This window comes from Butyrivibrio sp. NC2002 (assembly GCF_000702265.1).
In the GTDB taxonomy this organism is placed as follows: Bacteria; Bacillota; Clostridia; order Lachnospirales; family Lachnospiraceae; genus Butyrivibrio.
The window spans coordinates 262,412-287,301 of the sequence record NZ_KL370880.1 but is presented as its reverse complement, the minus strand read 5'-3'; the positions used below and the strand labels follow the sequence as shown (position 1 = coordinate 287,301).

16 protein-coding genes are annotated in these 24,890 nt (G+C 40.4%); 4 read left to right on the top strand and 12 right to left on the bottom strand.

The window, feature by feature from the left end; genetic code table 11:
- Positions 1 to 2 precede the first annotated feature (2 nt).
- From T543_RS08380 to T543_RS15215, 4 genes are all read right to left on the bottom strand, one after another.
- Positions 3 to 3,437 carry an MFS transporter gene (locus tag T543_RS08380; protein ID WP_035767564.1) on the bottom strand — a complete coding sequence of 1,145 codons (3,435 nt, stop codon included), beginning with the start codon at positions 3,435 to 3,437 and terminating at the stop codon, positions 3 to 5.
- A gap of 1 nt (position 3,438) precedes the next feature.
- Entirely contained in the window at positions 3,439 to 4,443 is a 1,005-nt protein-coding gene (locus T543_RS08375) for a D-alanine--D-alanine ligase family protein (RefSeq protein WP_035767562.1), read from the bottom strand.
- A gap of 11 nt (positions 4,444 to 4,454) precedes the next feature.
- A complete protein-coding gene (locus tag T543_RS08370; RefSeq protein WP_051638637.1) occupies positions 4,455 to 5,498 on the bottom strand; it encodes a KamA family radical SAM protein in 1,044 nt (347 codons plus the stop codon).
- Positions 5,499 to 5,734: 236 nt separating this feature from the next.
- Positions 5,735 to 6,826, bottom strand: a complete 1,092-nt coding sequence (locus tag T543_RS15215) for a hypothetical protein (RefSeq protein ID WP_051638636.1) — start codon at positions 6,824 to 6,826, stop codon at positions 5,735 to 5,737.
- Between the two features lie 284 nt (positions 6,827 to 7,110).
- Here T543_RS15215 and T543_RS08360 point away from each other — a divergent pair, with 284 nt between their 5' ends.
- Positions 7,111 to 8,331 carry a PilZ domain-containing protein gene (locus tag T543_RS08360; protein WP_035767560.1) on the top strand — a complete coding sequence of 407 codons (1,221 nt, stop codon included), beginning with the start codon at positions 7,111 to 7,113 and terminating at the stop codon, positions 8,329 to 8,331.
- Between the two features lies 1 nt (position 8,332).
- Here T543_RS08360 and T543_RS08355 read toward each other — a convergent pair whose 3' ends face one another.
- Positions 8,333 to 11,839 (bottom strand): glycosyl hydrolase 115 family protein, encoded by a 3,507-nt coding sequence (locus T543_RS08355; protein WP_051638635.1) that lies wholly within the window; start codon positions 11,837 to 11,839, stop codon positions 8,333 to 8,335.
- 208 nt (positions 11,840 to 12,047) lie between these two features.
- Here T543_RS08355 and T543_RS08350 point away from each other — a divergent pair, with 208 nt between their 5' ends.
- Positions 12,048 to 13,736, top strand: coding sequence for a GGDEF domain-containing phosphodiesterase (locus T543_RS08350; protein WP_035767559.1), 1,689 nt, complete (start codon positions 12,048 to 12,050; stop codon positions 13,734 to 13,736).
- A 2-nt stretch (positions 13,737 to 13,738) separates the two neighbouring features.
- Here the strand turns inward: T543_RS08350 and T543_RS08345 are convergent, their stop codons facing one another.
- Complete coding sequence (locus T543_RS08345; RefSeq protein ID WP_051638634.1) at positions 13,739 to 14,686, bottom strand: MraY family glycosyltransferase; 948 nt, start codon at positions 14,684 to 14,686, stop codon at positions 13,739 to 13,741.
- A 128-nt stretch (positions 14,687 to 14,814) separates the two neighbouring features.
- Between T543_RS08345 and T543_RS08340 the strand changes: the two genes are divergently transcribed.
- Together T543_RS08340 and T543_RS08335 are read left to right on the top strand one after the other, a co-directional pair.
- Positions 14,815 to 15,894 (top strand): GGDEF domain-containing protein, encoded by a 1,080-nt coding sequence (locus T543_RS08340; RefSeq protein ID WP_035767557.1) that lies wholly within the window; start codon positions 14,815 to 14,817, stop codon positions 15,892 to 15,894.
- A gap of 77 nt (positions 15,895 to 15,971) precedes the next feature.
- The gene (locus T543_RS08335) at positions 15,972 to 17,135 is read left to right on the top strand and encodes a DUF3048 domain-containing protein (RefSeq protein ID WP_155843217.1); all 1,164 of its coding nucleotides are present in this window, start codon (positions 15,972 to 15,974) and stop codon (positions 17,133 to 17,135) included.
- Between the two features lie 32 nt (positions 17,136 to 17,167).
- On the opposite strand, the gene T543_RS08330 is transcribed toward T543_RS08335, so the two are convergent.
- The 6 genes from T543_RS08330 to T543_RS08305 form a co-directional block, all read right to left on the bottom strand.
- A complete protein-coding gene (locus tag T543_RS08330; RefSeq protein ID WP_035767556.1) occupies positions 17,168 to 19,063 on the bottom strand; it encodes a putative bifunctional diguanylate cyclase/phosphodiesterase in 1,896 nt (631 codons plus the stop codon).
- Positions 19,064 to 19,193: 130 nt separating this feature from the next.
- Positions 19,194 to 19,832, bottom strand: coding sequence for a zinc-ribbon domain-containing protein (locus tag T543_RS08325; protein ID WP_035767554.1), 639 nt, complete (start codon positions 19,830 to 19,832; stop codon positions 19,194 to 19,196).
- Between the two features lie 29 nt (positions 19,833 to 19,861).
- Positions 19,862 to 20,836 carry an ABC transporter ATP-binding protein gene (locus tag T543_RS08320; RefSeq protein ID WP_035767553.1) on the bottom strand — a complete coding sequence of 325 codons (975 nt, stop codon included), beginning with the start codon at positions 20,834 to 20,836 and terminating at the stop codon, positions 19,862 to 19,864.
- Positions 20,836 to 21,990 (bottom strand): ABC transporter ATP-binding protein, encoded by a 1,155-nt coding sequence (locus T543_RS08315; RefSeq protein ID WP_035767551.1) that lies wholly within the window; start codon positions 21,988 to 21,990, stop codon positions 20,836 to 20,838. The genes T543_RS08320 and T543_RS08315 overlap by 1 nt, the downstream gene beginning before the upstream one ends.
- A gap of 13 nt (positions 21,991 to 22,003) precedes the next feature.
- The gene (locus T543_RS15625; RefSeq protein ID WP_035767550.1) at positions 22,004 to 23,689 is read right to left on the bottom strand and encodes an ABC transporter permease; all 1,686 of its coding nucleotides are present in this window, start codon (positions 23,687 to 23,689) and stop codon (positions 22,004 to 22,006) included.
- Between the two features lie 17 nt (positions 23,690 to 23,706).
- Positions 23,707 to 24,693 (bottom strand): ABC transporter permease, encoded by a 987-nt coding sequence (locus T543_RS08305; protein ID WP_035767549.1) that lies wholly within the window; start codon positions 24,691 to 24,693, stop codon positions 23,707 to 23,709.
- Between the last annotated feature and the right edge of the window lie 197 nt (positions 24,694 to 24,890).

Sequence of the window (24,890 nt, the reverse complement as noted above, 5' to 3'; positions counted from 1 at the left end):
TTTCAATCCCCTTCATACTTTCCGTATATTTTGCTTGCTGAAATAAGAGTGTCAAGCGGCATCTTTATTCCTGTTTTCCTCATGGTGTCTATATTAAGCACAAGAAATGGTGATGTTACATATTCCTGGCTCAGGTTACCGAGTGATTCCCCATGGAAGTATTTATCTAAAGTATCAACTGCAAATCTGCCTATGTTTTTGTAGTCAAACATTTCAACTGCAGCAAGTGCTCCGCATCTGACATCCTCGGTACTGTTTAATGAAAATACCGGAATTCCCTTATCTACAAAGGGTTTTAATACCTCTTCAAAATCATCAAGTTCAAGATAGGATGTAGTCAGAATATAAAGGTCAATCCCGGCATCAGCCAGCTTTTGATGCGCATTGAGCATCTGCTGCTTATATTCTTGATATTCCTCATCTGTTTCACCAAATTCATCTACCACGAATTCGGTAACAACCTCCCTGCCACCTGCTTTTGCAAACTCATCAAGGCTCGCTGCTCCGCTGTATACGTATGCTTCAGGGTCCTCATTGTTATATACGATACCTATTTTCTTAGGTGAAAAGATATCATCCATGACTGCAAGAGCCTTTTGTTCAACACCGGTACTGACATGAGCCCAAGCTCTGTCACTTCCTGAAAGTAAGGGTGTCTGTGTAATTCCGGAGCTGACCGGATCACTTGCGATGAAATTCATATACGGAACTTCGCAGGAATCCTTTACCATAAGTCCTGCTGTTGTTCCCATGGTGATCATCATTTCAACATTCTTATCTTCTATCTCTTTTGCAAGTTTTTTAAGTGCCTGATCCTCATCAAGGCTTGAATAAGCATAGGTTGAAACATCGAAATATGCTTCATTTACAAATTCATAACATCTGCTTTCGCCGTTGCAAAGAGCATCCCAAACCTTTTTTGCACTGTCTCCAAGGGATAAGCTATAGAGCTCATCGCCTCTTATTTCACCATTCTCAAGAAGAGCCATGGCTATTTCATATATCTGATAGTCAAATTCGTAATAGTCTCCGGCCTGAGAATAGCCTATCCTTATTTTATCTGTGCTATCTCCTTCGGCTTTTGCCTTAATAGCATTATTCCCAAAAAGAGAGCCCAGTATAAGAGCTAGCGCGAGAATAGAAGCGGTGATCTTTTTCCCTGTTATCTTAAGGCTTCCGTTAAGTATCATAAACAAAATAGCGCATGCAATGATGACAATTGCAACAACTGTCAGTCCTCCGGTACCATACATCATAACAACACCGAATATCACAGGAGCTATTGCGCCGATCAGGTTACTAAAAAAGCCTTCAATTCCAAGCACTTTTGAAAAGCCCATTCTCTTTGATATAGGAAGGTCATAAACATACATAAACTGAACACTAGGCATAACACCATCTGAAATTCCAATAAGCATTACAATAAGTGCAGCCGCTATTACAAAGCCTGCCAGTGAAAAGGCCAGAAGGCTTACAGCAAGAACAAGAAGAATTGCAGGCATTAGGAACGGCGCCTTAAATCTCTTAGTAAGTTTAGGACAAAGCGGCGTTCCCACATAAGCGGTAAGTATTCCGTAGATAAGTATCACATAACCTATTACGTCTGTAGTAACTCCCGCATCGTTTGCATATACCGGGAAGAAATAGTCTACAAACATCATGATGAAGAAGTACGGAATGATGATAAACATTATGTAAGAAGGGAACTGGATCTCCAATCCGGTTTTTTCCGGAACTTCTACTGTTGGCTGGGCTTCGTCCTCTTCATCTGCGTTCATAGGTGCAACATTCATTCCAAAGCGAGCTATCATCACAAATACAACAACTCCGATACCTGTCATCACCATGTAAGCTCCGGAATATCCAAATATATTGGCAATGAGAGCTCCGATAGCTGCTGATGATGAATATCCGACTATGATTCCTGCATTAGCATTAGATGTGAATTTGGACATATCTTTTTCTGATGCAACAAGAACCGAATAGATATCAATTCCCATCTTGGCAAATCCAAGCCCTGTTCCTATAAGCATCTGAGCAAGGATAAACGGAATAGGAGCCTTGGCAAAAGATGAAACAAGTGTACCCATCATCATTATTATCATTCCGCCAAGTGTTGTTTTCTTCCATCCGATCTTGGCGATCAGATTACCTGAAAGATAGGAAGTTATCATTGATATGAAAACCTGTCCCGATAACGGAAAACTCATCAGGATCTCATACGGGATCTCTATTCCGAAAATATATGTCGGTTCGTATATTTCAGCAAGGACAATTGCCATGAATGCAACAGCCATGTATCTAAAAGCTGAAAAAGAAAAGGACAATCCTCTTACAAGAGCAAAATCTTCTATAGTTTCCCTCTTTGTATTATCAATCTGCTTTCTTCTGTCTCTTTCCTTTCCTACAAGAAGTCCTGTAAGGAAAAGAAGTATCTCTATTGCCATCATAAGAGCGGTTATTGTAGTTACAACTATATTTATCATAGAGCCTGTAACTTTACGCGCTATAAAACCAACGTCGAGACTGGCTGTAAGGTATCTCTCTTCTCCATTTGCATCCTTAGAAAGCTTCCTTGAAACGTAGCCTTCTTCAGAAGCATCTGTAAGCTGAAGCGTACTTATCTGATCACTCGATGCAGCAATATTGTCAAAGTAGACCTCGACATCTTTTATATCAGAATACATAACTCCGTTAGCAATAAGCTCATCAATGTCGTCTGTACTCTGCATGATAAGATTATTTGCAACATCTGTAGAAAGAGCTGTATATCCCTCTTTTAACAGGAAGTAGTTAGGAATCAGTGAAATTACACTTACAAGCATGATTGTTCTAAGTACAAGACTTCTCAGGCTTTTTTCCTTATATCTATGCCTGGAGGTATGAAACATGAACTCAAAAAGCACTATTCCGACAAGCGCTACAAAAAAAGCATATAGATACATTTTCTTCATGTAGATGCTTGAAAAGTCTTTCATGCTTTCTGTGCTTGCAGTAATACCGATGTATCCGGCTCTTTCGCCTCTTCCTTCTATTGCAATTACGATATTCTGAAATCCGTTCTCGGTCCAAAGGAATTTATCGCCAAGATCCTCTGCGCCAGGATCTATCTCGGCCGTAAGTCCTTCCGGAATATTATTGCCATATAGGAGATTTAAGTCTTTATCTAATATGAATGAGTCTTCTGCATCACAGTACTTATCAATCTTTTTAAAAATCTCTTCTATATCGTAGTAATTTTCAAGCTGTCTGCCATACTTAAGTCCATACTCAAGTCCTGACTTGAGGTTACTCAGGATTGCAGCTTTATTTTCACCCATGGCATCAATACTACTATTTTCAAATGTATAGGCATTCAAAATAGCAGCCAGAAAAACCACTCCACTTATAAAAAGACATATTACGATCTGAAAAATCGCACTTTTCTTTTTGCTCATATCATCCCTTGATTCCGTATCTCAAAGCCGCAGTGTCAATTATTTCCTTTAAAATATCATCATAAGTTTTGCCGAGTGCCTTCGCACATATTTCATAGGGGCCTTCCTCTGAAAGACCGGGTCTTGGTGTGATCTCTATAAGAACAGGATCACCGTTTTCATCAAGTCTGAAGTCCACTCTTCCAAAATCTCTGCATCCCAGATGCCTGTACAGCTTCAGCGCATTCTCTTCCATTTTTTTGCAGTTTTCTGCAGGAAGGTTTGCCTTGGAATAGAGTGTATAATCAAATCTTTTAGCCTCTACGCTGTAAAACTCTATGTCAGTTCCGTCGAAATTGGTTATCTGTCCGACAGGAAGGGTGTATGCACCATCACCTGTTCCTATCATTGCTACGAAGGTCTCTTTACCTCCGATAAATTCTTCTACAAGAACTGGTTCGTGATAGTATCCAAAATCACTTCTTATGGCTTCGAACAGTTTCTCCTTATCCTTTACAAGATAAACTCCCATACTGTAACCCTCTTCATTGGGCTTTACAAGAAGAGGGAAAGAAAGTCCTTCATCTGAAAGCTTCTTCATAATCTTGTCTTCATTTATCTCTCCGCCATTTTTGTATTCAACATATATTCCCTTAGGGCAACGAATACCAAGTGCCTCGGCAATAAGTTTGGTGTGGTATTTGTTCTGGGAAAGTGCCATAGCATAGGCATCACTTCCAACGTATGGTATATCATTGAGTTCAAGTAGAGCAGGTACTATCGCCTCCCTGTTTCTTGAAGATATTCCCTCGTCGCAGACAAGGATGATATCGCAGTCAAGAGTTCCTTCCTTTATTCTGTCACGAAGCTTATACATATTTCCTATCATGTCTGCTTCGTATCCGTTTCTTTCAATGGCACGCTGCATATATCCTATTTCATCAGGCTGGCAAAAATCCGAAAAAATGAGGCTGTCCTCAGCGATTCCGTAATCTGCCCTCAGATCAAATGTAACTCCAACTTTCATTTATTTTCCTCTCATAAGTAATATTTTGTAGTAGAGCCTTCCTTATTGCCGGGAAGAACTATGTAGTTTTCTTTCTCATCAAGCATATGATTTTTCTCTATGGTCACTTTTCCGCCGCCCTCACCATCAGCATCTATGATCAGCTTGGGAACGGCATATCCGGGTAGTCTGTACCTGAGCTTTTCGACCACATCAACACCCTTGTGGTAATCGGAATAAAAATGTGCTGTACCTGCCACTCTGTCGCAAATATAGAGATAATAAGGTCTTACCCTGATACCTATAAGCTTGGTATAAAGCTCTTCAAGTATGCCGGCATCATCATTTATTCCCTTAAGGAATACGCTCTGATTACCAAGAGGGATGCCTCTTCTAAGGAGTCTGTCACAGGCCATGGCAGCCTCTTTTGTGACTTCCCTTGGATGATTGAACTGGGTAAAGACCCATATCGGATGGTACTTTTCAAGCATATCGCAAAGTTCGTCCGTGATAGTCATCGGATCTACTACGATTGCTCTCGTACCGATTCTTATTGTGTTTACTGAAGGAATACTTCTGAAACCTGCTATATAATACTCAAGCAGGTCAAACGAAAGAGCAAATGGATCTCCGCCCGTGATCAGTATGTCATTTAACTGAGGATGATCTTTCACATACTCAAGAGCAGCAGGAAGTGCATCCCTGTCTGCTATCGGACTGGACATAACTGTATTCTTGCGAGTACAGTGGCGGCAGTGCATATAGCAAAAATTAGAGCACATGAAAGCAGCCCTTGAGTAATACTTGTGTACCAGAAAAGGTACCTTTTCGTACTGTCCTTCATTTAAAGGATCAGGGCTGTAGCCTACGTGTTCTTCCAGTTCCTGAATGTCAGGAATGCATTGTTTGTAGATCGGACAATTTTCATCTTCCCAATCGATCAGGTCAAAATAATAGTCCGAAATACGAAGTCGATATTTTTCATCAACAGAAATAATATCTTTTTTTCTTTGTTCAGAAAGCCTGATCCCTTTTTCTTCAAGCTTTCCAAATAATTGCTGTGTATTTTCTATCATGTTTAATTTCGTTTAGCCAACACTAAACACCCCTTCATAAGATGTCTGTTTTTGCGGACATATCTATATTAAATTATATAACACACCTAATCGAGGTAGCAATTAAACATTTCCGATATATTGTTTTTTAATAAGTGTCATACTTTTTTTATAATTTACCAATACTTCCCACATCTAAAGAGGCCATGCACCCGCTCCAAGGCTCCTTTAAATGTGGGAAGTTTTTTTAATTAAGCTTAAGCCATTTTAGCCAGGTCGATCTGATGGATCACTCCGGCCTGGCCTGTTGATTCCCGCAAATATACACCTGTCTGTCTGTACATTCCATTTACTTTAAGGTCCTGGCCCTGAGAGGTAAATTGTGTATCAGCTCTTCCAAGGTAAATAGCGCCAACGTCTCCCTCCTTTAATGTCATAAGAGTGTCGTTGCCATCTTCATCCCTGCACCAGATCCTTAGTTTTTCATAGATTGAGTCGTTCTCGTCAATAAAGCCGTTGTGGTCATCATCAAATTCTTCAAGTTCAGAAAAGCCATCACCTGAGATCGCTCCAAATAATTCAGAGCCATCGTTGATTACACCATCTCCGTTTTTGTCATAGGAAAGAAAACCTGAGCCTTTTCCAATATTCCTTATGACTTCTGTTTGCCCGTCAGCGTCCAGGTCAAATACAAATGTCTGATCCGATATGCCGGTAACTTCCTTGCCCACATTTATAACAAGCGGATCTATAAGAGTAGCGGGCGACATGTTTAGCGTTGTCATGCTCTGGGTGAAGCTCCTTGACATCTTGACCGTAACATTAAATGACAGTTCTCTGCCATCTTCTGTATAGGCCTTGCCCTCAGCAGAAAAAGCGGTGTGTTCCTCTTCTGTCTTTGTAAAGGTTGCTGTCCTTACCGACATAAAGCTGTATGACCCTGATTGGATCTGGCTGCTTAAGTCATTCATCAGATTCCTGACCTTACTGTTTCCTCCACGCCGCCCAAATAAAGCCTGCATAAGATCCAGGATTCTTTCCATGAGCCTTTTTCTGATATTTTCAATTTCGTTTAGCTTATCGGTAATAGAAGAATTGTCCCCTATTGCATAATCGCCTTCGGCATTATAATTGGTAAACAGCTTATCACCTGTGTCTATCCCTCCATTCTTATCTTCTGTTTCCGCTACGGTGTTCTTGTCCTGAATGTTTTGAACAAGGCCGGCAAACTGTGATATTCCCTCTGCACCTCCTTTAACCGCCATGGTTTTATTCTCCATGAAAAAACCGGCCCGGCATTCATATTTTCTTGTTGAAGTAAGGTTAATAGTTGCATCTTGAATCCTCATAAGCAAGTCCTCCAAAAAGTACGCAACCTGCCATCCTTTTCAGCATTACGTAAGGTAAATATAAAAAAAGCCGCACATACCCATAACGGGTCTGCCCGACTTCAAAAAGCTTTTATGACAATCCTTATCTAAAAGCTCACTATATATATCGGTCAAAAGCATGATTTCTTAACATACAATAATTCTTTGGCTTTGTTACTTAAACTTCCCGAAATTTCAATTTATTTTTTATAGCTACTTTAAACGGTATTTGGTAAAATAATTACATGAAACTAAGTGACGTAATGAAAGATTCAAAAATTAAAATTCGTGCCAGTATAAATGGTCATGGAATCCTTCTTATCACCAAGGCTGTCGTCGGTGTTCGCGATGGTCTTCTTGTTGAGTCTTTGACCTATTTTGGAGATGATATGGAGTTTCGCGAGCCCTCAAGGATAATTGCCTATAACAAGAGGGATGGCAGGACTTATGAATTTGAAGCATCTTCTATTGGTCCTGTGACAACCAAGTACGGTCACTTCCACCTTATAAGATGTACACAGGAGTGTAAGCCTTCTAACAGAAGAAAATCAGAACGCTATGAGATTGACAGGCTGGGTGTTATCAGGATAAATAAGAGACCTGATATAAGGAATGCTCTTGTCTATGATATCTCCATGAGAGGTATTGCTTTCATTCTTGATAGCGAAGCAAAGTGCAGACTTGGAGATAAGATCACAGCTTCATTTCGATATGATCCCAATTATTTTCATTTCTATGCTTGCGAGGCAACAGTTGTAAGAGCTTTTACCATAGATTCTCAAGTTGCCATAGGCTGCACTATAGACTCCATGGGAGCAGATCTCGTCACGCTTATCAGTAATAGAAGAAAAGCTAAAATGGGAATTGATGATAAAGAAATACTTCCTATTTCCAAGTCGTCCGATGAGGATATTGCTTCCGGAAAGAAGATCGCAGTTAATTATGTTCCGCCAATTCCTCAGGAAGAGCTGCACAAATTGCAGGAGCCCGAGCTCTTATCTCCGGAGGATGCGGCTGACCTTATTCCTGAAAAAAATGAGAGAGAGTATATAGAAAACAGAGCCTCCAGGGTTGCAGATATCGATGTTGTTTCAGTATTTGCAAACAGTGCTCCTTCAAAAGAGTTTCTTGATGAACTCGATTCCATTGAAGATAGATCTCCTGAATATTTAAAGGAACTTAACTCTATTGAAGACAGGACTCCGAAGAAAGCTGCGTCAAAACCTGCGCCTAAGGAAGATAAAGCTCCGGCACCAAAAAAAGAGCCGGCAAAGCCAGCTCCTCAGAAAGAAAAAGCCCCGGCGGTAAAGCCAAGGCAAAAAACAATTGCTGATAATTTAAGTCTTGATAATTTCGACGGCTTCTTCAATCAGAAAGGAAATTCCGTTGATGAGGGTCTGTTTGCAGCCAGCAGGAATGATGGTTTCCTGACTCCTGAACAGATCGCAGATATAATTGAATTGGAACACATCCATAACGGATGACTCACGCCATAGCAGGCGGGAGCTCATCCGTTGCTGTTATATAGAATTGTTCAAGTCTGACTCCTGCAGAAAGCGCAAAATACCTCAGTGTATGCTTTCCGCCTCTTAATTTCACATCCGCAAGCGGAACCCATCTCCAGATATTCTCAGCTGAAAATCTCCAGATATCCTGACCGCCATACAGATCCTGTTCTGAATAAATCTTATCATCCAGTCCTATGGTGAAATGCGACTCACTCTTTCCCCAAATAAGTATCTTTGCCCAGATGCGATAGGTACCTCCTCTTGCATCAAATACATAGTGAAGAGAGGGTGCTTTTTTCACTGCACTGCTTCCGCCCCAGCTTGTATTTCTATAGCTGTCAAGAGCTTCCTCCTTTCTTATGTACATTGCAAGACCGCTCTCACCATGTGAAGGAGCATTGCAATAATCCCAGCCTTCTCCTTCTGTAAAAGCATTCTTTGATTCAGACAAAGCGGATGCAGCTTCTATAAATATTCTTCCATCCTTTTCAGCTGCAACGTATTGTCCTTTTTCCACGATTTCAGATGCAGGGATAGGTGTTCCATAATGATCAAGAAACTCCATATGTTCGCCTATACCATCATCCTTCTGCTTTCTGAAAGCATAGTATATAGGTCTTGGCGGAAGCTCATAAGCCTCTTTTCCATAGAAGTCCCAGCAGAATCCGGATGCATCAAAGTTAAGAGGAAGTCTCATGTCGCCGCCTCTTATTCCAAGCGTATTCTCCTGTCTTTCTTTTGTATAAATAACAAATCTTGAGAATGAAAAATATTTATCAACCGCGTGGAAAATGATCCTGTGAGCGCCGGGGCTCATATTTGGAAGGCGAAGATAGAGCTTATCCACATTATTTCTTACATTTTGTTTCCAATCTCCCTTATTTTCATCGTTGGATTCGGACTCAATTATTTCAGGCGGATTTTCATCAACAGATACTCCAATCCTTATCCTTCCTGCGGAATTAAGCGAAGGGAATCTGTGAAGCTCCAAAAGGAATGCTCCTCCGCTTGTTACTGTAACCTCGTAGGTCAGGGTTGCCCCTTCTGTTCTTGCTTCAACAAGAGAGCCTCTGTTTCTTCCAAGGTTCGGGATCCTTATCCATGCACCGGATAAATCCCTTACCATATCCGCCTCTATTCTGAGCATTCCATCGTCTTCCATGTGCGGCGGGAACACTATATTTCCGGCTCCGAGCAGAGTTATCCCCCTAAAGAGTTTTATTTCAACAGGGATTTCCATGCTTTCACCTGTCATAAGCGCCATGACGTGGATGTTGTCCTTTATGACTACGATCTTATCCTCGTCCTTCACTTCGCCGCGCTCTGACATTTGTCTTAGCATGTCGGAAACCTGTTCCCATTCCACTTCAATAAGGATTCTCTCTTCTCCGCTTACCCTTATATCTCCATGCCCGTCAAAACCTATAAGACTGTCTTCTGCAGCCTTTAGCCATACGGGAAGTTCAACCGTTACAACCATTTCGTTATCGCCTGAATTGGCTATTTCAAACCATTTTTCAACCGGCTTAACGAAAGTTATCTTGTCATCGTTATTCTGGCACGTAACTATGAGGTGGTCGCGGACTTTCGCTATAGGCGGCTTGCATGCAGGATACATAGCGGTCCTTGGAGGCGGGAAATCCTCCGGTGTTACCATGCCATCCCACTTTCCATCCGACATTACATGATTGTAATAATAGATCATGCTTCTTCTTGCATGGTCAAAAGAAAGTGACTTTGCAGTGTAATCAGCCGCAGAATGTATCTTACCCTGGTCTATGCACAGATGGCTTCTGTCAGCATAGTAATACATTGCATAGGTGTAATATGCGGCATGTATTTTCATAAGTATCAGCTGGAAAAATGCATTCTTTTCATTATCCGGAAGCGAATGATATATCCTGTTTCCGGTCTTGAACATATACTCATAGCGATGAATACGGCTAACCGCCTCATCGGTATAAGCAGTCTGTGAGAATGCATCTATATCCATCTGTTCAATTTTTCTTACGTTTGTAAGCTGATCGAACTCAACAAGAAGCGGTGCGAGCTTTTTACCATGTTTTCCGGTAAATGTCTCATCGATAAGATCTGAAAGGAACTGAACTTCGTCGCCGCAAACAGTATTCTCTTTTCCTATGTCCCATGCAAGAAGCGCATAATAAGTCATCTGCTCTTCAAGTGGTTTGATCGCACCGAAATTGGTCACCCACAGTTTTCTTATTCCCTCTTCATATGCTTTTTTCAGCTCATTTCTGGTCTGAGAAAGAGGAACCGAGCAGATAAAAAGATAAGACTGTCCGGGAGGAGCCCAATATGAATTATGATAGTACAGGCCGTTTCCACCGGTTCTCTTTTTCTCTTCCTCATTGGGATATCTGCGAACATGTCCGTAATTATCATTTACCCAGATAAGAGTGTAGTCATCGGGAACATTAAGCCCATTGTCGTACAGTTCAAGCACTTCCTTGTAAGGAACAAATATTTTCATGGGCTTGTATTCAAGAGTCTCATCCAGAATCTGCTCCTGTATATGCATAACATCTTCAAGGAGCTCGATTTTTGCCCTCTGAAGTTCTTCGCCCTTAAGTCCTGTAAGGGCAACGGTCTCGAAACCGGAGTCATGGATTCCTCTCATGCCGAGCGTATAAGTAACTTCGTAGTTCTTATTCATCTCTACGCTCTCTCTCCAGTACTCTATGATGGCATCTCTACTTTCCTCCGATGCCGTGAAATCGTATTTGATATCTTCATAGCCCTTCTTTTCAAGCCATGGTTTCCATTCCTTGTTATTGCTTCTCATGAGCATATCGCAGTGGGAGGTTCCTACAACAAGTCCCATTTTATCTGCCAACACTCCGTTTTCATGGTCTGCATTAAAAGAGTTTACATGCATTGCAGGCCATATATAGTTAAGCTTAAGTCTAAGCATAAGCTCGAAAATCTTCTCATAAGTTTTAGGGCCTATCGTCACTTCGCCCATGTATCTTTGAGCCCAGTGATCAAGCTCTTCTTCATCATTTATGAATATTCCGCGATATTCGATGCTGGGATGATCTGACACATGATAATCATCCGGAAGTGTGATAACGGTTTTTGGCCTTATCGGAACATCAGCCATAAAGTACCAGGGAGATACTCCCAGAATACTTCTGCAAAACTCATATATTCCGAAGATTGTTCCGCGTCTGTCTGATCCTGCAATTACGATCATGCCTCTTCGTTCTCTTATCACGTAGGCTTCTTTCCTGCGCCTTCCATGAGAACTGAAAAGTCCGACGAGGTCAGCTTCCTCCAGATCCTCGCACACTCCAAGCGTACCCACGAGAACTCTCTGTGAGTCAGGATCGGAAACATCAGTATTAATTTGTAATACTCGTTTGAAATCTCGTATCAGATTAGATACAGCCATTTTGACGGCTTCAGATTCGCGCTCGCTGATAGTTACTACTACAGACGAGTACTGCCTGATAGTTATCCCCATTTTTCTCCCCCAAGAAAATGTAATCAATGTCAATACCTATTGTAACAATTTTTCACAAAAATGTGTATAGTTTAGTATAAATTTTTATATCTTTTGCAGATATTTACTGATGCTTGTTTTATTTTTCATTTTGTAGGAAAATGATGTTACACAATTTTTTCAAAACAGACTTATTAATTTTGTTTATCTTTTCAGAGTAGGCATGGCTATGGATGAATATAAGAGTATTGATAGGTTTATACAGTTTTTATCAGAAACAGACAGCTCCATGGAGGTTGCGCAGGAGGCTTTCGAGCTTATCGCCCCGCCCTATGATATATCAAGAATCACAGTCGATCTGAACATTCCCGAAACCAGGCAGACTCCCACAGGAGAAGTCAATCATCTGCTTGTCTATACAGGCGATATAAAAGAGGATATTGAAACCGAGATAATCTGGATTGAGGAAAGCCACAGAACTTTTGAAAACGGTTTTATCACTGCCAAAGTCTATGCGTCCATAGATGCCAACTGGAGTACCTCTGAAAGGCAGGCACTTCTTAGCGCTTTGCGGATTTTCCTTATCCACATGGATCATTTCCGCCTGACTCAGCTTGTTCAGAGAAGCGCTATGACGCAGTATCTTACAGGTCTCCCCAATTCCGGTGGATATATGTCATTTGTCACTCAGAAAATGCTCTCAGGAGAGATCAAAAAATACAACTCTTATTATTTTAATCTAAGAGGCTTCGGTCTTGTAAACAGAAGATTCGGAACAGAAGAGACTGATAATATCATCCTAAGATACGCAAGGGTGCTTGTTGAGTTTGCAAATGAGGATGAAATAATAGGTCATCTCGGAGGAGACAATTTCGTTGCTCTTATCAGGAAGGAAAAAACTGAGGATTTTCTTAATCTCCTAAAAAAGACTACAGTATACGGCATAAAAGACGGTCTTAAGCATGATGTTACTCTTTGTGCCGTCGCAGGTGTTTTTGATATTGATGACTCAATAAAAAGTCCCGGTCAGGTTATAAGCAGAAGTTCTATTGCATGCAGCGTTGCAAGGTCCATGTCAAACGAGCCTTTCCTTTTTGTCACTAAGGAAATGAGCACCAGAGTCTACAGGGAAAAGCAGATCGAGGATCATTTTGAAGATGGTCTAAACAACAATGAATTCGTTATCTATTATCAGCCAAAGGTCGATACCAAAACAGGTAAGATCGTAGGAGCTGAGGCTCTTTCCAGATGGTACTGCAAGGGCGAATACGTATATCCTACCGAATTTGTGCCCATACTTGAGAGAAACAGCTACTCGATAGGTCTGGATATTTATGTCATGGAAGAAGTCTGCAAAGCCATAAAGAGCTGGATCAATCAGGGAATAGAAGTAGTCCCTGTATCCGTCAACTTTTCAAGAAGTGACCTTACCGACGATAAGCTTGCTGACCAGATCCTTGATATCATAACCAAATATGATCTGGACCTTGATTATATTCAGATTGAAGTTACAGAAACAGCCACTTCCAGGGAAAAAGGCATGATAACCAATTTCCTGAACAAATTAAAAGGAATGAATATCGCAAGTTCCATCGATGATTTCGGAACCGGTTATTCATCCCTTGGTATTTTGCGCGATCTTCCGGTTAATACGATCAAGATCGACAAATCATTTATTGATAACGATATTTTGTCTCACCGCGACGAAGTTGTCCTCAGAAACATTATCCACATGGCAAACGAGCTTGGCATAGAGGTCATCGCTGAAGGTGTAGAGCGCCGCGATCAGATCGAGTTTCTTCAAAGCGTTGGCTGCAACATCGTTCAGGGCTTTTTCTACGATAAGCCCCTTACCATTTCTGACTTTGAAGAGCGCCTCAAAGTCGGAAAATATGCAGCGATAGATCAGTCTGAATAGTTTTACATGATGGCATACAGGACGGATAACACTATCTGAGCTATCACGAATCTGATAACAACCTGTGTATCAGACCATCCCATGTTTTTTCTTACCTGATCATGAACAGGGAATCGTATGTCCTTGAAAATGTATATCTTGCAGAATCTGATAAGTGAAACCTTAAGAAGTCCAAGTCCTCCATCAAGGATAAGCACAAGTGACAGGATAAGGTATGCAAACGGATGTCCCGACTTCATTGCAATGATGGCGATAAAAAATCCCATTGATCTTGATCCCGCATCTCCCATAAGCATTGAGCTGGGGGAAGCATTAAAGCACAGATAAGCAAGAAGTGTTGCCACAAATAATCTACAGGATAGTCCCATGATCCCAAGTGTTTCAGGAAACAGATATGCAAATGACATTATAGTGACTATCACAAGGCTGGCACTAAGTCCGTCTACTCCGTCAGAACAGTTGGTAACATTTATCGCAACCCATATCAGTGCAACACCCAGAATAAAATAAAGTGGCACCGGAACGGTAAGCTCCATTCCAAAAAGCATTATTCCCGAACCGTTGTGATAGAGGAAATTCACCATTGTTACAATTGATATTGCAAGGTCTATAAGTCCTTTTTTGTATTCATTCCACGGTTTTTCAGAAGCATCATCCAAATATCCGCTCATCATTATAAGGAATATCAAGAGAAGGTAGATGACCATTTCAAGCGAAAGCGGAACAAACAAAAGCGCACAGGCTATGAAGTCTATCACAAAAACTATCCCGACACCGCGAAGCTTTCCCTTGGAAAGTGCACCGTTTACAGCAAACTCCCTGCCCTTATCATGAGGCAGAAAAGCAAATCTCATATTTAAAGTAATGAAAGTCAAAACAAAGCTGCAGATCATGCCTATTGCAGCCACCTGATTGTGTGACAGGCTCTTTAAAATAACATCGTATAACATTGAAAAAATCCCCTTTTACCATAAGATACATGTAATTGTTCTGTTGTGGTATAATCATTTTATTGTGTGTCAAAAATTGATTCACATTCATTGACTACAACAAATTATCATAACCAAGGAAATAAAAAATGGCAACTTTTTCTGAAATAAAAAACAGAGTAAAAGATACTCTCAATCCTTTTATCAATCCCTCAATCCTCGAAGGCATATACCACTTGAATATTTTATCACTGAACAAGCTTTCAAAAGCATTCGTATTTACTGAATTTTTTGTTGTGCTTAATTTTCTCTTTTTTAACAGGGATGTTTTATCTAAAAAAGGCCCTATGTCAGTTACTATATATGGTATTATAGTCAGTCTGATCGCTCTTTTATTATCAAGGCATGCGCTCAAAAGCACTACTCGCCCATATAGTGCCTACAGGTCTCTCCCCATTATCTATTATGGACTTATGCTTCTCTTCGGGATGTTTATATCCTATTATCATTACGTTAGAGGCAGTCAAATGCTCATCTTTTTTGCGATTGTTTTTTGTCTTGTCAATTTTATCGTAATGCCGCCTCTTGCAGGTATCATAACAACTTTGTCATCATTCCTGCTTTTTTATATTTTCCTGTATGGTTATGATAAAGCAGCTCACATCAACCTGATCAACTACTGCGTTCTGGCTATTATTACAGCTATTGGCTCTGTTCACAAATTCCGCAGACAGGCTGCTGAGCTTGAAAGAATACATCGAATCGAAACAATGAATGAAATGCTCCAGAATGTCCCTGTTCACGATAATCTCACAGACCTGAAAAACCGCTATGCCCTTCGTGACGATTTTAATTCCTATCAAAACCACCATATCATCGTTCTTATGCTTGATATTGATGAATTTACCAAAATAAACGAGACTCATGGCGCAAACATAGGCGATGCAATTCTTAAAGAAATCGGAAATCTTATCAAAAAGCATCTTACATATAGCCATTCATACCGCTATGGTTCAGATTCTTTCCTTATTATCCTCCAGGATATTGAGCTTGGAGATGCACTTCAGAAGCTTTCGATCTGGGAAAGAAGTATGGCTACATTAACCATTCCCGGTCTCAATGAAAAAATCCACTACACAAGCGGTTATTCCCACGGCACACCTCGAGACGAGGATGAAATGAGACTTCTTATTGAGGCAGCCGACAGAAAACGAAGAGAATATTTTTAATTAGCACTTTTTACATCAGTGCTTTTCTGTTAAAATATTATAAATGTGTGTAAAAATCACATTCAAGGAGGTTATTTATGAAAATGAATAAGAAGGTAATGAGCATAGCCCTTGTTGGTATGATGCTCTCATCCGCTATAGGATGCGGTAAATCATCTGAATCAGGTGATGAAGCCACAGAAGGTCTTTCATGGGAAAGTATCGAAGATAATTCTACTGAAGAAGCCAGCGAAGAGACAACTGAGGATGAGTCTGCTACAGAAATCGTTACTGCAGAGATTCCTGAAGGTATGTATCTTAGCGAACTTACAGGTGAGCCTATAGATGAGGCACTTAAAGACCAGCGTCCTATCGCTGCTATGGTTGATAATGAATCAATCGCTCTTCCCCACTATGGAATTGCTGAGTCCGATGTTGTTTACGAAATGATGAACAGTACAGCAAACAACAGGATCACACGTCTTATGTGCATCGTTAAGGATTGGGAAGCTATCACACAGATGGGTTCAATCAGAAGTACCCGTCCTACAAATATTATTTTATCAGCTGAATGGAATGCAGTTCTGTGTCATGATGGCGGTCCTGCAGTACATATCAATCCTTACCTTTCAAAGGAATGGGGAGACAATCACTTCTCCGGAACATTCTCTCGTGTAGATAACGGTAAGAGTCGTGAGTACACAGAGTACATCCTTTCAGGTGACCTTGACAGCAACTTTGCAAACAGCGGTTTCTCAACCACATATAATGAATACACACCCGAAGGTGCTAAGGATAAGCACTTCAACTTCACTACATGGGGTAATGAGATAAACCTTGAAGATAAGGGTTATGCTAAGTGCATCGATGCAAACACAATCGATATTCAGTCATTTGCACACAACAGCTCAAAGCTTGTTTACAACTCTGAGACCAAAGAATATGAATATTATGAATATGGCGATAAGCACACCGATGCAGAGGATAGCGAGGCAGCTTCATTTAAGAATGTAATTCTTCAGAAGTGCACTTTCAACCAGCTTGATGACAACGGATACCTTATCTACAACTGTATCGATATCAATCAGCCCGGTTACTACTGCACTAACGGTAAAGCAACCGATATCGTATGGACAAAGACAGGTGAGCTTAACATGACTCAGTTCTTTGATTCACAGGCTAACGAACTTGAAATCAACACAGGTAAGACCTATATAGCTCTTATTCCTGCTGATACATGGGATACACTTGTAATCGAATAATTTCAAAAGGATGTCGCAACCGACATCCTTTTTCATTGTCTTTTTTTAAGCATTTCTTTAAATTCTGTTGATGGAACCGGTCTTGATAGCAGGTAACCCTGAGCCATCTCGCATCCTTTTTCTTTTAAGAATTCAAGCTGTCCGGGAGTCTCAACGCCTTCTACCACTATTGGAATATCAAGCTTTTTAGCCATATCTACTATTGAATCAATAACAATCTTGCCTTTTTCCGAGCTTTCTATTCCATCCATAAATCCCATGTCCGCTTTTAATATATCAACATGGGCATCTTTGAAGGTATTAAGGCTGGAATAGCCGCTTCCGAAATCATCCATTAGGATTCTGAATCCAACCTCTTTTAATAGATTCACAGTCTCGAAATAGCCACTGTTTTCAGATACGAATGCGCTCTCTGTTATCTCGAGCTTCAGATCCTGCGGAGACAGGTTATATTTCTTTACCAGATCAAGTATTATCTCATACAGATTTTCCATCTGGAGATCTTTTCTTGATATATTTACAGAAATCGGCGGCACCAGTATTCCTTCATTTCTCCAGTCATGGATCTGCCTGCACACTGATTCCCAAACATATATATCCAGCTTATTTATAAATCCGTTATTTTCAAAAAGAGGGACAAAATCTCCGGGACTAATCAAACCATATTGCTTGTCTTTCCATCTGACAAGTGCTTCTGCGCTACATATCGTCCTGCTCTTTATGTCATATATAGGCTGAAAATAGGTAACAAAATCTCTCTCGTGTATAGCTCTGTCACAGTTGTGGAGCATATAAGCCTGCATTTCAAATTTTCTATCCTGCTCCTCATCATATATACACTCATGCTTATCATAGTCATGTCTGATGGAATCCATTGCGAATCTTGCCCTGTCGCACATTAGGATGGGATTCATTTTTCTGTCAGTTACGTTATATATGCCGGCATACAGAGAAAGTGTATAGTCCATGTTTTCTCCGGGATACATATCATCCAGTGACAGACTGCTCTGAAGCATCCAATAATCACCATCCGGGAAGAGACCTACAAAGTTATCTTCACCCATATATCCCAGCTCAACATCCCACGAGAAGCTCTTTCGCATAGCCTGAGCTACACGCATTAAAATATCATCGCCTCTCTCAAATCCGAATCTTTCATTTACATCCTGAAAATCTCTGATATCAAGAATACAGAGTTTAAAACTCGTATTTGGATTAAGCGCAAGCTCTTCCTCAACTGCTCTAAAGAAAGCTGACTTCTTGTATATTCCGGTCTTGTAATCCATCGGATTATCAACAAGATATAACATGATAAGGTTAAATGTAACGCAAGCCGCAAACACAGCCCCCATAAAATCAAAGTCCTTAACCATGTGGTGGCAGATCATAAAAATAAAGTCCAAGGTCACTATAAGCACTATACAACCCACAGCAGTTGTTCCTATCCTGCGTCTGTGTCTTACAGCCAGATAAACTGTCATTACATAATAAGTAAAATGGATTATCGCAGAAAGGGATATGAATATCAGTTTTTCTATTGATACTACCCCTTTAACCGAATCAAAATATGCCACATGATTAATTGGATTTATTACAAGCAGAAAAATCGCCTGTACAATAAATGGAAATACGATAAAAGAAGATACTTTTTCCCTTACTCTTGAAAGGCCAATTGTTATTTTGACTGCGCACAGCATATATGTAGCCAGCGCAAGTATGAAAAGTGTTACCTTAGTAACATATAAATACTCACTGCTTATCTCAAAGTATCTGTCATAGATCCGAAGTCCCCACATGATTAATATATATGCGATCGACACATATATTTCGAGGTCAATCCATATTTTACCTATGCTGCGGCTGATCTTTCTTGCACGCACTGCAATTATTCCTATGAACATTATTCCAAGACTTAGCAGCGTAATCATAAGCAAATTCTCTTCAACATCTCATAAAGAACAAGTTACAAATCAATTATACACGAAAAATAACAAAAAAAATCAGAGAACTAAGCGCTCTCTGATTTTTCAGATTTTTTTTATTCTTGTTTAACAAATATTAAACTAAAAATTTAAATGAATGCATAAGAGGTATCTCTTTTGCCTTGCCACTGCAAGTATTTACAAATCCCACAACACGTACTACAAGCAGTACAAGTGAAAATACACCGCCTGCTGCAGGTACTATAAGTGTGAAGAAAAGAACCAATGTAATAATTCCAACAATTACCTGAAGGATCAAAAGTCTGGTCATTTCAGCAATATGGAATCTTACAAACTTGGAGTCTTTTGCAATAAGAGCTGCAATTACGATTCCAACCCATCCAAGAACATATACTGTAATAGCATAAATCTTGTTTTCTGCAATATCATTTGCATCCATTTCCTTAGTGTGATCTGTAGGATCAACTCCCATATAAACAGGCTGGCCCATCTGAGGATTCTGATATCCTCCCTGAGGCATACCCTGATTCTGATACTGCTGATATCCCTGCTGATTAGGAGCCGCATTATAAACAGGCGCCTGCGGTGCAGGATTCTGAGCTGCATTATCATTTACAGGTTTATTCTCACCTTCCTGACCATTATTTACAGGGTTAGCTGCGTTTTCCCCATTAGCAGCTACAGCTGTTCCGCAATTAGGACAGATCTGAACATTATCCTCTATAGACTGACCACATTTTGCACAAAATTTCATACCAATTCCCTCCTAAATAAATTAAGCTATTATTTCTCATCATAAAGATGACATCTAACTACATGTCCATTTCCCATATCCTTAGCTACAGGCTCTACTTCTTTGCAGCACTCCATGCAGTGAGGACATCTGGTGTGGAACTTACAGCCCTTAGGCGGATTAGCAGGTGAAGGAATATCACCTTCAAGAAGTACTCTTTCCTTCTTGATATCCGGATCAGGCATCGGAATAGCACTAAAGAGTGCCTTTGTATAAGGGTGAAGAGGTTCTGCAAAGATATCCTCTGTCTTACCTGTCTCAACAAGGTTTCCAAGGTACATAACTCCGACTGCATCAGAAATATGTTCAACGACTGAAAGATCATGTGAGATGAACAAATATGTAAGGTTGTTCTTCTCCTGAAGATCCTTTAAAAGGTTGATGATCTGTGCCTGGATAGAAACGTCAAGCGCTGATACAGGCTCGTCACATACTACAAACTCAGGCTTAACTGCAAGTGCTCTTGCGATACAGATACGCTGTCTCTGTCCACCTGAAAATTCATGAGGATAACGATCCTTGTGATAAGGCTGAAGACCGCACTCCTTCATTACATGCGTAATATAATCATCAAATTCGTCCTTCGGTACAAGACCATGTTCACGAACAGCCTCTCCTATTATCTCTGCGATAGGGAGTCTGGGTGAAAGAGAAGAATAAGGATCCTGGAAGATTATCTGCATCTTTGTGCGAAGTTCACGAAGCTTCTTTTTATCAAATGTGCTTATGTCTTCACCATTAAAGATAATCTCGCCCTCAGTCTTCTCAAGAAGTCTTAATATGGTTCTACCTGTTGTTGACTTACCACATCCTGACTCACCAACAAGACCCATGGTTGTTCCTCTCGGAATAGAGAATGATACATCATCAACAGCCTTTACATTACCTGTAACACCGCCGAAAAATCCGCCTTTTATCGGGAAATACTTCTTAAGGTGCTTAACTTCAATAATATTGTCGCTCATTAGTTTGCACCTCCTTCTTCTTTATTAGCAAATTCTTCACAACGGTAGCAGCTTACTTCATGAGTAGGAGATACCTTATATACTCCGGGATATTTACCGTTACATTTTTCTACGCACATCTCACAACGATCCTTGAAGTAGCAATAATCAGGCATGTTGATGGGGTTAGGTACGTTTCCGGGAATATTATAAAGCTTGTCCACATGCTTACCTACAACGGGCTTTGATTTCATAAGACCGATTGTGTAAGGATGTCTGGGATCTTTGAAGATTTCCCTTGCAGTACCTTTTTCTATTACACGGCCTGCATACATAACTACAACATAATCTGCCATCTCAGCAACAACGCCAAGGTCGTGAGTGATAAGCATGATTGAAGAATTGATCTTGTCCTTTAAGTTTCTAAGAAGGTCAAGTATCTGAGCCTGTATAGTAACATCAAGTGCTGTTGTAGGCTCATCTGCGATAATAAGCTTAGGATCGCAGGCAAGCGCCATAGCGATCATTATACGCTGTCTCATACCACCTGAGAGTTCATGAGGATACATCTGATAAACGCCTTCTTTGTTAGCGATACCAACCATCTGAAGCATCTCTATTGTTCTTGCCTTAACCTGTTCAGGAGTCATATCAGGATTATGAAGTGCTATAACTTCATCAACCTGATTTCCGATACGGAAAACGGGATTAAGAGATGTCATGGGCTCCTGGAAGATCATGGACATCTTATTGCCGCGAAGCTTCTGCATTGCTGATGCAGGAGCATTTACTACATTTATTGTTCTCTCACCATCATTAAATCTGATCTCACCTTCAACTGTCTGACCTGAAGGGCGCTGTACAAGCTGCATAAGTGAAAGACTGGTAACTGATTTACCGCAGCCTGACTCACCAACGATACCAACTGTCTTACCCTGAGGCACCTCGAATGATACACCGTCAACAGCCTTAACTGTACCTATATCTGTAAAGAAATATGTATGTACATTGTCAAATTCAACACAGTTATCGGGATTTTTCATCTGTGTAACATATTCGCTCTCAGGAATATGTTTTCTATTTCTCTTTTTCTCTATCTCTGAAGTGATCTTACGATTCTCTCTGGAGATTCGTCTTGATTCTTTAGCAGAGATATAATTTGAATTCTTAGCCATTTTGCTCTCCTAATTATCTCTTCATCTTTGGATCGAATGCGTCTCTTAAACCATCACCGATAAAGTTAAATGCAAGAACTGTAAGAAGGATGAATGTTCCTGCAGGTAACCATACGAAAAGGTAATTGGTCATAACGTATGAATCATTAACCGCATTGATAATACTTCCCCATGAAGCTGCAGGGTATTTAATACCAAGTCCGAGGAATGAAAGTGAAGCCTCTGAAAGAATAACTTCACCAAGACCCATACTTGCAAATACGATAAGCTGAGGAATTACATTAGGTATAAGGTGCTTAAAAATTCTACGATATGTGCTGATACCAAGTGCTTCAGCAGCAACCATGAATTCCTGTTCACGAAGTGAGAGGATCTGACCTCTTACGATACGGGCAATACCAACCCATCCAATAACAGCCATAACTACGCAGAGAAGATAAATTCTTGCTCTGGGGCTTGCCTGATAGTAGTCCATGATAGAACCAAGGATAAGGTAAAGAGGCATTGCAGGGATACAATATACAACGTCTACAAGTCTCATAAGAAGGTTATCTACCCATCCACCAAAGAATCCGGCAACACCACCGATGATCATACCGATGAATACCTCAATGAATATTACAACGAAGCCAATCATAAGTGAAATTCTGCCACCGTACATAAGTCTTGCAAGAAGATCCATACCATTTGCATCAGTTCCTACAAGATGAGCCTTGGAAGGAGCTGCATATGTATCGATAAGTCTGGTCTCCTGGAATTTCTTAATTGTGTACTGACCTGTTTTTTTCTCAAATCTATACTCAATCATATTGCCATCTGCATCTGGATACTCAAATGAGCCTTCACCACCCTGAGCTTCAAAAGCTTCAAGCGCAGCTGCCTTGTATGCAGGATCAAGGAATGTACCGGGATCGATAGCATTGAAGTTCATGTTTGATACAACGGCATATCCTTCGCCGCCTGCCTCGATCATTCCTTCGCTGTCAGCACTGTATGTCGTGCCATCAGCTTCAAAAGTGCTCTCACCGGTAGCAACAGCTACAAGAGCATTTCTGTAAAACTCATATGAAAATTGTGTATCTTTGCTATAACCGGTAAATGATCTCTTACTTGCTACAGCAAGTTCTGTTGCAGTGTAAACATCTGCCTTGAAATCGGTACCGTTAAACATATAAACGGTTCCGTCCTTAACAAAATCATTTCTTCCTGCTTCTACAGCAGCATCAAATTCTTTATTACCCTTAAGGAAAAGCTGTGCAGGCTCAAGTGCATATACAAGATAAACATCACTGTCATCTGCTACAGGAGCCATACCTATCATCTGTCCGTCACGTGTTTCAAATACATATTCCTTCTTTGATACAGCTATAAGAGCCTTGGAACTGATATCTGAAGGAAGAGTTACTCCATCAGCAACCTGGAACTGGAACTGATCTATTTCAGTTGCACCTGCGAAATCCTTCAATACTTCTTCAGTCTTATAGAACACCTTACTCTCTGAATAGGGATAAAGTGCTCCACCTGCAAATGCAAAAAGGAACATGCATACAATGATTACCATTCCTACGATAGCAAGCCTGTTTCTAAGGAATCTCTTAAGAACCATCATTCCCGGAGAGAGGACTTTTACTCTGGCTGCATCATCAAGGTGCATTTCTTCCTGACTGTTATCATTTACGTTCTTATTTTCTTCTGCCATTTCTTTATCCTCCTTCCTTAGTTTACTCTGACTCTGGGATCAACCACAGCATAAAGAATATCAGCAATAAGGTTACCAAGTAGTATAAGTACTGCCATAAATACCATATAGAACATAACAAAAGGTATATCTCCCTGTACTACGCACTGATATGATGTATAACCTATACCGGGAATCTGGAACAATGTCTCAGTGATCATAGCTCCGGAGAAAAGTCCGGGAAGTGATCCGCCAAGAAGAGTTACGATCGGTATAAGTGTATTTCTGAAGGCATGGTAATTAACTACTCTGTCTTCTGAAAGTCCCTTAGCTCTTGCAGTACGGATATAATCCGCATTAAGCACTTCGAGCATATTGGTTCTTGTATAACGCATAAGAGAACCAACGCTAACAACAGTAAGTGTTATAACAGGCATGATCATATGTCTTGCCATATCAAGGATCTTACCAAATGATGAATAAGACTCGTGGTATCTTCCTACTATTCCGTAAAGGTCAAGCCAGCCAAGCTTAACTGAGAATATATATTTCAAAATCGTCGCAAAGAAGAAACTCGGAAGTGAAATTCCGATAAGTGCGATTACCGTAACAGTGTAATCTGTTGCAGAATACTGTTTTCTTGCAGCAGCAACACCTGCAGGTATTGCGATTATAATTTCCAAAATAAATGTCACAAGTCCGAGTGCAAATGAATACCATATAACACCACTGAACTTCTGAAGTACCGGCTGATTCCAAAACCATGAATCACCGAAATCAAGTTTAATAGCCTTTGATGCCCACTTAAAGTAGCCCTGGATTACCCCCGTGTCCAGACCATACTGAGCGTTTAACTGTTCAACCCACTCAGAGTAGCTTTTTGCACCCGGCTTTGTAGACAAAGCCATAGCCTGCTGCTCAACATATGATGTAGGCATACATCTCATGATCGTATAAATAATCATAGATACAAAAAACAGCAAAACTACTGATATGAGTAGACGCTTTAATATGAATTTCTTCATTGTTGTCTATACTCCTTCTAAATAAAATGTCTTCCACCTGAATAAAATTAAGAAATTTCCCGGGGAGTTTGTGTAATCTATATATAATTTCGCAAAGCGAAAATTATTTTCTAAAATAAAAGTTCCAAATAATAATTCTCTGTCGTTTTAAAGCTATAAAGTATTTTTTTACATAATATGTCCGCGGGAGCTAAATT

Excerpts from the sequence above, each read along its gene's own strand:
- T543_RS08315 (WP_035767551.1), bottom strand. The coding sequence starts at position 21,990 with ATGGCTAAGAATTCAAATTATATCTCTGCTAAAGAATCAAGACGAATC.
- T543_RS08305 (WP_035767549.1), bottom strand. The coding sequence starts at position 24,693 with ATGAAGAAATTCATATTAAAGCGTCTACTCATATCAGTAGTTTTGCTG.
- T543_RS08325 (WP_035767554.1), bottom strand. The coding sequence starts at position 19,832 with ATGAAATTTTGTGCAAAATGTGGTCAGTCTATAGAGGATAATGTTCAG.
- T543_RS08345 (WP_051638634.1), bottom strand. The coding sequence starts at position 14,686 with ATGTTATACGATGTTATTTTAAAGAGCCTGTCACACAATCAGGTGGCT.
- T543_RS08335 (WP_155843217.1), top strand. The coding sequence starts at position 15,972 with ATGAAAATGAATAAGAAGGTAATGAGCATAGCCCTTGTTGGTATGATG.
- T543_RS08380 (WP_035767564.1), bottom strand. The coding sequence starts at position 3,437 with ATGAGCAAAAAGAAAAGTGCGATTTTTCAGATCGTAATATGTCTTTTT.
- T543_RS15625 (WP_035767550.1), bottom strand. The coding sequence starts at position 23,689 with ATGGCAGAAGAAAATAAGAACGTAAATGATAACAGTCAGGAAGAAATG.
- T543_RS08340 (WP_035767557.1), top strand. The coding sequence starts at position 14,815 with ATGGCAACTTTTTCTGAAATAAAAAACAGAGTAAAAGATACTCTCAAT.
- T543_RS08370 (WP_051638637.1), bottom strand. The coding sequence starts at position 5,498 with ATGATAGAAAATACACAGCAATTATTTGGAAAGCTTGAAGAAAAAGGG.
- T543_RS08350 (WP_035767559.1), top strand. The coding sequence starts at position 12,048 with ATGGATGAATATAAGAGTATTGATAGGTTTATACAGTTTTTATCAGAA.
- T543_RS08355 (WP_051638635.1), bottom strand. The coding sequence starts at position 11,839 with ATGGGGATAACTATCAGGCAGTACTCGTCTGTAGTAGTAACTATCAGC.
- T543_RS08360 (WP_035767560.1), top strand. The coding sequence starts at position 7,111 with ATGAAAGATTCAAAAATTAAAATTCGTGCCAGTATAAATGGTCATGGA.
- T543_RS08330 (WP_035767556.1), bottom strand. The coding sequence starts at position 19,063 with ATGATTACGCTGCTAAGTCTTGGAATAATGTTCATAGGAATAATTGCA.
- T543_RS15215 (WP_051638636.1), bottom strand. The coding sequence starts at position 6,826 with ATGAGGATTCAAGATGCAACTATTAACCTTACTTCAACAAGAAAATAT.
- T543_RS08320 (WP_035767553.1), bottom strand. The coding sequence starts at position 20,836 with ATGAGCGACAATATTATTGAAGTTAAGCACCTTAAGAAGTATTTCCCG.
- T543_RS08375 (WP_035767562.1), bottom strand. The coding sequence starts at position 4,443 with ATGAAAGTTGGAGTTACATTTGATCTGAGGGCAGATTACGGAATCGCT.